8 protein-coding genes are annotated in these 7,800 nt (G+C 64.8%); 6 read left to right on the top strand and 2 right to left on the bottom strand.

The genetic code is table 11. The features are described from left to right. On the top strand, positions 1 to 81 hold an 81-nt coding region (locus RMO30_RS13100; protein ID WP_397427877.1), incomplete at its 5' end, for a cold-shock protein. A gap of 90 nt (positions 82 to 171) precedes the next feature. On the opposite strand, the gene RMO30_RS01940 is transcribed toward RMO30_RS13100, so the two are convergent. Next, complete coding sequence (locus RMO30_RS01940; protein WP_191284047.1) at positions 172 to 375, bottom strand: cold-shock protein; 204 nt, start codon at positions 373 to 375, stop codon at positions 172 to 174. Positions 376 to 444: 69 nt separating this feature from the next. Continuing rightward, positions 445 to 1,575 carry an acyl-CoA desaturase gene (locus RMO30_RS01935; RefSeq protein ID WP_309708792.1) on the bottom strand — a complete coding sequence of 377 codons (1,131 nt, stop codon included), beginning with the start codon at positions 1,573 to 1,575 and terminating at the stop codon, positions 445 to 447. A 116-nt stretch (positions 1,576 to 1,691) separates the two neighbouring features. Between RMO30_RS01935 and RMO30_RS01930 the strand changes: the two genes are divergently transcribed. The 5 genes from RMO30_RS01930 (at position 1,692) to mmsB (ending at position 7,735) form a co-directional block, all read left to right on the top strand. Then, positions 1,692 to 2,744 (top strand): LacI family DNA-binding transcriptional regulator, encoded by a 1,053-nt coding sequence (locus tag RMO30_RS01930; RefSeq protein WP_309708789.1) that lies wholly within the window; start codon positions 1,692 to 1,694, stop codon positions 2,742 to 2,744. Between the two features lie 163 nt (positions 2,745 to 2,907). Continuing rightward, entirely contained in the window at positions 2,908 to 3,642 is a 735-nt protein-coding gene (locus tag RMO30_RS01925) for an L-ribulose-5-phosphate 4-epimerase (RefSeq protein ID WP_309708797.1), read from the top strand. Between the two features lie 112 nt (positions 3,643 to 3,754). Continuing rightward, entirely contained in the window at positions 3,755 to 4,864 is a 1,110-nt protein-coding gene (gene chvE / locus RMO30_RS01920) for a multiple monosaccharide ABC transporter substrate-binding protein (protein ID WP_397427876.1), read from the top strand. A gap of 100 nt (positions 4,865 to 4,964) precedes the next feature. After that, positions 4,965 to 6,494 (top strand): multiple monosaccharide ABC transporter ATP-binding protein, encoded by a 1,530-nt coding sequence (gene mmsA, locus RMO30_RS01915; protein WP_309708784.1) that lies wholly within the window; start codon positions 4,965 to 4,967, stop codon positions 6,492 to 6,494. Continuing rightward, positions 6,494 to 7,735: a multiple monosaccharide ABC transporter permease gene (gene mmsB, locus RMO30_RS01910; protein WP_309708781.1), complete on the top strand. Its 1,242-nt coding sequence runs from the start codon at positions 6,494 to 6,496 to the stop codon at positions 7,733 to 7,735. The genes mmsA and mmsB overlap by 1 nt, the downstream gene beginning before the upstream one ends. The last annotated feature ends 65 nt before the right edge of the window (positions 7,736 to 7,800 follow it).

Here is a 7,800-nt window from a genome sequence, read left to right as displayed (position 1 = left end):
CTCAATGAGGGCGAGAAGGTCCAGTACGACGTCGCTCAGGGCCCGAAGGGTCCTCAGGCGTCGAACATCCAGCAGGGCTGACCCTCACCAGGATCGTCCCGCTTACCGAACGAACCCCGCCCACTGAGGTGGACGGGGTTCGTTCGGTAAGCGGGACGATCCTGGTGAGGATCAGCCCTGCTGGATGTTCGACGCCTGGGGACCCTTGGGGCCCTGTGCGACGTCGTACTGGACCTTCTCGCCCTCATTGAGGTCGCGACGCCCACTGCCCGCGATCGCGCTGAAGTGCGCGAACACGTCGGGGGTGCCGTCGTCAGGGGCGATGAAGCCAAAGCCCTTGTCGGCGTTGAACCACTTAACGGTTCCAGTTGCCATGATGTTGTTCTTCTCTCTACTGCGGTAAATCCTGGTCGAAGTGACCAGGGTCCGGTCGAACTGACCGGGTCAGGTGCGTCGGTATTGACCGATCACCGGACAGGCGAAGGGGTCGCGCGCGAAGCGCCCGACCCGGTTGAGGTACCCGACGACGGCCACGTAGGCGGCCGGGATCGAGGTCTCGGTATAGGGGATGTCGAGGGTGTGGCAGTGCTCGCGCACGATGCGCCGCGTCTTCGCGAGGTGCACCCGGGCCATGTTCGGGAACAGGTGGTGTTCGACCTGGTAGTTGAGCCCACCGTAGATCGCGCTTGCGAAGAACCCACCGCGGATGTTGCGGGAGGTGAGCACCTGCTTGGTGAAGAAGTCGAGTTTCGCTTCGCGTTCGATGATCGGCATGCCGACATGGTTCACCGCGAACGCCGCCCCCATGTACAGGCCGAAGACGGCGATCTTCACGCCGAGGAAGGCGAACGCCAAGCCGAGCGGCAGGAACCAGAACGCTGCTCCAAAGACGATCGCGAACCGGAGCGTCATCATCCCGAGTTCGAAGTAGCGGCCCTTGACCCCGCGTCGGGTAAGCAGCCACTGGTACGACTGCACGTAAAGGTTGAGCCCTTCGAGCAGCAGCAGCGGAAAGAACAGCCAGCCCTGGCGGCGGTTCACGAACGCAAGGAAGCCGCGAGCGTTCGCGGCCTTCTCTTCGGTGAAGGCGACGATGCTGCCCGCGATGTCGGGGTCGCGATCAACCTGGTTAGGGTTCGCGTGGTGGCGGGTGTGCTTGTTCATCCACCACGAGTAGCTCATGCCCACGAGCAGAGTGCCGACGAGTCGGCCCAGCGCATCGTTCGCCGGACCGGAGTCGAGCACCTGCCGGTGCGCGGCCTCGTGCGAGACGAAGGCGAACTGCGTGAACAGGATGCCGAGGGCAGCGGCGATCAACAGTTGCAGCCAGGTGTCGCCGAGCAGGACGAAGCCGACACCCGAGGCGACCAGCGCGAGGCCGAGGCCGGTCATCAGGGTGAGGTAGAACCAGCGTGCGCGCCGTAGCAGACCGGACTCGCGAATGACGTGAGCAACGGCAGTGAACTGGCGGATCGGATCGACCTTCGCAGCTGTGCGAGGGGAGGTGGCACGGATCGGCCCGAGGGATGCGGCGCCCGTCGGGGCGGCGGGGTTCGAGATGTGCGATCCATCCAATTGTCTGCCACCGGTTGCAGGTGGTGGCCACTTGTTCGCCAAAGGCAGACGCCGATCGCTGTCAACAGCCTAGGGGGTCGTACTGGGAATCTGCCCTTCTGCGGCAAGATCATCATGTGAACGATCACGCGCCCGACCGGGTCGACCCCGAACTGGGTCGTGGCCGGGCCCCGAACATCCGTGATGTCGCCCGATTGGCCGGGGTGTCCTACCAGACGGTGTCGCGCGTGCTCAACGATCACCCCAGCATCCGCGACTCCACCCGCGACCGCGTGCTGGAGGTCATCGCCGAGACCGGTTACCGTCCCAACCCGGCGGCTCGGGCGCTCGTCACGAGCCGATCGCGCACGATCGGGGTGCTCACCTCGCAGAGTTTTCAGTACGGCCCTGCGACGAGCATCGCGGCGATCGAAATCGCTGCCCGGGATGCCGGCTATCGGTTGAGCGTCACGTCAATCGCGACCACGGATGTGACGTCGATTCGCGCGGCGCTTGACTATCTGATGAGTCAGTCCGTCGAGGCCCTCGTCGTGATCGCCCCGCAGCAGCGGGTGCTCGAGGTGATTGCCGAGATCGCGCCCGACGTGCCGTATGTCACCCTGCAGACCGCCGACATCGCCGACGGCCACGGGATGTCGGCCGACCAGACGCTGGGCGCTCGGCTCGCCACTCGGCACCTGATCGAGCTCGGGCATACCGAGATCATGCACATCTCGGGGCCGCAGGACTGGATCGAAGCCGAGGCGAGGATGCAGGGCTACCTCGACGAGCTCAACGCCGCCGATCTGCGCACGCGCGCCCCGATCCTCGGCGACTGGAGCGCGCACTTCGGGTACTACGCAGGCCTCGAGCTATTGCGGTTTCGCGACTTCTCGGCAGTGTTTGCGAGCAACGACCAGATGGCGCTGGGGTTCATGCACGCCTGTCGCGAGCTGGAGCTGCGCATCCCCGAAGACATCAGCCTGGTGGGCTTCGACGACATCCCGGAGTCGGCGCACTTCGCCCCGCCGCTGACGACGGTTCGCCAGAACTTCGACGAAATCGGGCGCCGCGCGGTGGCTCTGTTGCTCGCGGAGTTGCGTGGCGGAGCACCGGATCACGACCTCGTCGTCCCCGAGCTGATCGTGCGGCAGTCGACGGCGCCGCCGCCGGAGTCGATGCGCAACTGACCCGAAAAGGGTCACGTTCCGGTCACGACTCTGGGAAGCGGTTTGCGAATGTGACCGTTTCGTGTCTAGCATGAGCCGTCTCGTGTGACCGGTCACATGGCCCGCGAGGCGAGCACGGTCAGACAACGACGATGGAGTCACAGCGGTGGTTGAGCGGCAGACGATGCGCACGGGGATTCCCGGTGCCTCGACCGACTTCACCCCCGAGCTCCAAGTCACCATCGCCCGGGTTCGCGAAGAAGTCTCAGCCCTCCACGACGAGCTCGTGCGGTACGGGCTCGTCGTCTGGACCGGCGGCAACGTCTCGGCCCGCGTGCCCGGAGCCGACCTCTTCGTCATCAAGCCGAGCGGCGTCGCGTACGATGACCTCGCTCCGGCGAACATGATTCTCTGCGACTTCGACGGCGCGGTCATCCCTGACACCCCCGGCGCCGACCGGTCCCCCTCGAGCGACACCGCCGCCCACGCCCACGTCTATCGGCACATGCCGCAGGTCGGCGGGGTCGTGCACACGCACTCGCCGTACGCCACCGCGTGGGCCGCGCGCGGCGAGCCCATCCCGTGCGTCCTCACTGCGATTGCCGACGAGTTCGGCGGCGAGATTCCGGTCGGCCCCTTCGCGGTCATCGGGGACGCCTCGATCGGTGAAGGCATCGTGTCGACGCTCACCGGCCATCGCTCGCGCGCGGTGCTGATGCAGGGCCACGGGCCGTTCACGATCGGCTCCGACGCGCGCGACGCGGTCAAAGCCGCCGTCATGGTCGAAGATGCGGCGCGCACCGTGCACCTCGCCCGCCAGCTCGGCGAGCTGTTGCCGATTCCCGCCCCCGCGATCGATGGACTGTTCGCGCGCTACCAAAACGTCTACGGACAGACCCCCGACGGGGAGCTGTCATGACCACAGGACTCACCGGGCAACAGCCCGGACGAGAGGACCGGCTTTCATGGACGAAGCCGGACATTGCACTAATGACAATGGCGTCCATTCAGAAAGGAATCACACAGTGAAGATGCGAAGTGTGCTCGCAGTCGTCGCTTCTGCTGCCCTCGCGCTCGGCCTTGCGGCCTGCGCCCCGGCAGCAGATGGCGGCGGAGAAGGCGAAGGCGGTCTCGTCGGGATCGCTATGCCCACCCGCTCCTCGGAGCGTTGGATCCAGGACGGCGACGCCCTCAAGGCTCAGTTCGAGGAGGCCGGTTACACGGTCGACCTTCAGTACGCCGAGGACGACATCCCGACCCAGGTCAGCCAGATCGAGAACATGGTCACCAAGGGTGCTGTCGCGCTCGTGGTCGCCGCGATCGACGGCACCACCCTCACCAACGTGCTTGAAGAGGCCGCCAGCCAGGATGTCGTCGTCATCGCGTACGACCGCCTGCTGCGCGAAACCGAAGCGGTGAGCTACTACGCCACGTTCGACAACTTCAAGGTCGGACAGCAGCAGGCGTGGTCGGTGCTCAACGGGCTCGGCCTGACCGAGCTCGACGGCACCCCGATCGCGGACGCTCCTGCCGGACCGTTCAACATCGAACTGTTCGCCGGCTCGCTCGACGACAACAACGCGTTCTTCTTCTTCGACGGTGCGATGGATGTTCTCCAGCCGCTGATCGACGACGGAACGCTCGTCGTGAAGTCGGGTCAGACCGACATCGAGCAGGTCGCCACGCTCCGCTGGGACGGTGAAACCGCCCAGAGCCGCATGGAGGACATCCTCGCGCAGTTCTACACCGACGGTTCCACGGTCAACGCCGTGCTGTCGCCCTACGACGGCATCAGCCGTGGCATCATCTCGGCTCTGACCGACGCTGGCTACGCGCTGGGCGCCGGCTGGCCGATCATCTCGGGCCAGGATGCCGAGCTCGACAGTGTCAAGGCGATCATCGCGGGTGAGCAGTACGCGACGATCTTCAAGGACACGCGTGAGCTCGCCGCCAAGGCCGCCGAGATGACGATCGCCGCCCTCAGTGGTGACGAGCCGGAAATCAACGACACCGAGACGTACGACAACGGGGTGAAGGTTGTTCCTTCCTACCTCCTCGAGCCGTACATCGTGGTCGCGGACAACATCACCGAGCAGCTGGTCGACAGCGGCTACTGGACCGAAGAGGAGATCAACGGCTAAGTCCGTTACCTCTTCACCACTGCCGGTGGGGGGAGCTACGCTCCCCCCACCGGCAGTATCCCGAACACCGTCGTTTTTGTAGAAAGCTGGTCGGATCGCGATGGCGAACACCCTCCTCGAGATGAGTGACATCACCAAGACGTTCCCGGGCGTGAAAGCCCTTCAGGACGTGACCCTCGAGGTCGAGCGTGGCGAAGTACACGCGATCTGCGGCGAGAACGGCGCCGGCAAATCGACCCTCATGAAGGTGCTCTCCGGCGTCTACCCGCACGGCAGCTATGACGGCTCAATCGTGTTCGAGGGCCGCGAGATGAACTTCCGCACCCTGCGCGACAGCGAAGCCGAAGGCATCGTCATCATTCACCAGGAGCTCGCGCTCAGCCCCTACCTGTCGATCGCGGAGAACATTTTCCTCAACAACGAGGTGAAGGGTCGCTTCGGCCTCATTGACTGGAACAAGGCGAACCAAGAGGCGAAGAAGCTCCTCGCCCGGGTCGGGCTGAACGAGAACCCGACCACCAAGATCCGCGACATCGGCGTCGGCAAGCAACAGCTGGTCGAGATCGCGAAGGCGCTGAGCAAGCGCGTCAAACTGCTCATCCTCGACGAGCCCACCGCAGCGCTCAACGACGAAGACTCCGATCACCTGCTCGACCTGATCCTGCATCTCAAGGGTCAGGGCATCACGAGCATCATCATCAGCCACAAGCTCAACGAGATCAAAAAGGTCGCCGACCGCGTGACGGTGATCCGCGACGGCAAGGCCATCGAGACGATCGCCAAGACCGACGTGACCGAAGACCGCATCATCAAAGACATGGTCGGTCGCGACCTCGAGCACCGCTATCCCGACCACACCCCGCACATCGGCGAGGAGGTGCTGCGCGTCGAAGACTGGACGGTCCACCACCCGCAAGACCCGAGCCGGGTGGTCGTCGACAATGTCGACCTCACCGTGCGGGCCGGCGAGATCGTCGGCATTGCCGGGCTGATGGGCGCGGGTCGCACCGAGTTCGCGATGAGCGTCTTCGGTCGCTCCTACGGCACCCGTATCTCGGGCAAAGTGTTCAAGAACGGGCGGGAGATCCGCATCCGCAATGTTGCCGAAGCGATCGATCACGGCATCGCCTACGCCACCGAAGACCGCAAGTACTACGGGCTCAACCTCATCGAGGACATCAAGCGCAACATCTCCGTTGCGTCGCTGAAGAAGCTGTCGAGCGGCGGATTGGTCAACGACGGAGAAGAGTTCAAGGTCGCCAACCAGTACCGCAAAGAGATGAACATCAAGGCGCCGAGCGTGCTCGTGCCGACCGGCAAACTCTCTGGTGGCAACCAGCAGAAGGTCGTGCTGTCGAAGTGGATCTACTCCGCTCCCGACGTGCTGATCCTCGATGAACCGACGCGCGGCATTGACGTCGGTGCGAAGTACGAGATCTACACGATCATCAACCGGCTCGCCGCTGAGGGGAAAGCGATCATCGTCATCTCCTCGGAGCTGCCCGAACTCATCGGCATCTGCGACCGCATCTACGCCCTGTCCGAAGGCCGAATCACCGGGGAACTCCCCATCGAGAAGGCGACCCCCGAAGCACTCATCAAGCTCATGACCATGGAGGCTCCGCGCTGATGTCCGAACCGACCACTCGAACCGCAGGTACCCCGGCGGTGACGCCCCCGCCGAATCGGATCACGGCGGCGCTCGGCCACGTCGTCACCGACCTCGGCCGCAACGGTATCTTCGTCGCCCTCATCGCGGTCGTCGTGCTCTTCTCGATCACGACGAACGGTGTGTTGCTGCGTCCCCAGAACATCTCGAACCTGATCGTGCAGAACGGGTACATCCTGGTTCTGGCGATCGGCATGGTGTTCATCATCGTCGCCGGTCACATCGACCTCTCGGTGGGATCGGTCGCCGCGTTCATCGGTGCGGTCTCGGGTGTGCTCATCCACGATCTCGGCTTCCCCTGGTGGCTCGCCATCATCGGCGCCCTCCTCGTCGGGGCGGTGGTCGGAGCTTGGCAAGGTTTCTGGGTCGCCTTCGTGGGCATCCCCGCGTTCATCGTGACGCTGGCCGGAATGTTGATATTCCGCGGGCTCGCACTGGTCACCCTCGGCAACCAGAACATCGGGTCGTTCCCGTTGGAGTACCGCGCCCTCGGCAACGGGTTCCTGAGCTTCCTCGAGGTGCCGTTCGGCGCGCGCGGGCACATCGACATCATCACCCTGATGGCGGGCGCTCTGGCGATCATCGGCGTCGTCGTGCAGTCTCTGCGCACCCGGCGCGCGCGACAGAGCTACGCGCAAGACGTCGAGCCGGTCTACTGGTTCCTGCTCAAGATGGGGCTCGCCGTCTTCGGGATCGGAGCGTTCGCGTTCTCGCTGGCGCAGGCGAAGGGTCTGCCGATCACCCTGATCGTGCTCGCCGCGCTCGTGCTGATCTACGGCATCATCCAGAACCGTTCGGTGTTCGGTCGTCATGTCTACGCGATCGGCGGCAACCGCCACGCCGCCGAACTCTCGGGCATCAAGACCCGTCAGGTGGACTTCTGGCTGTTCGTCAACATGGGCCTGCTCGCCGCGCTGGCCGGCCTCATCTTCACCGCCCGCCTCAACCTGGCCGGGCCGAAGGCCGGTGACGGCTTCGAGCTCGAGGCTATCTCGGCCGCCTTCATCGGCGGGGCGGCCGTGCAGGGCGGTGTCGGCACGATCGGCGGCGCGATCATCGGCGGTCTCATCATCGGCGTGCTCAACAACGGCATGTCGCTGATGGGCATCGGCATCGAGTGGCAGCAGGCCGTGAAGGGCCTCGTGCTGCTGCTCGCCGTCGCGTTCGACGTCTTCAACAAGCGGCGCAGCGGCGGCCGCTAGCGGCCGCCTGACAGCACAGCGCGGCAATCTGTGAAGGCAACCGCCTCCCAACTTGCCTGATTCAC

Origin of the sequence: Pseudolysinimonas sp., from assembly GCF_031389465.1 — a bacterium.
Lineage (GTDB): Bacteria > Actinomycetota > Actinomycetes > Actinomycetales > Microbacteriaceae > Pseudolysinimonas_A.
This window is presented reverse-complemented; position numbering and strand designations above follow the sequence as displayed.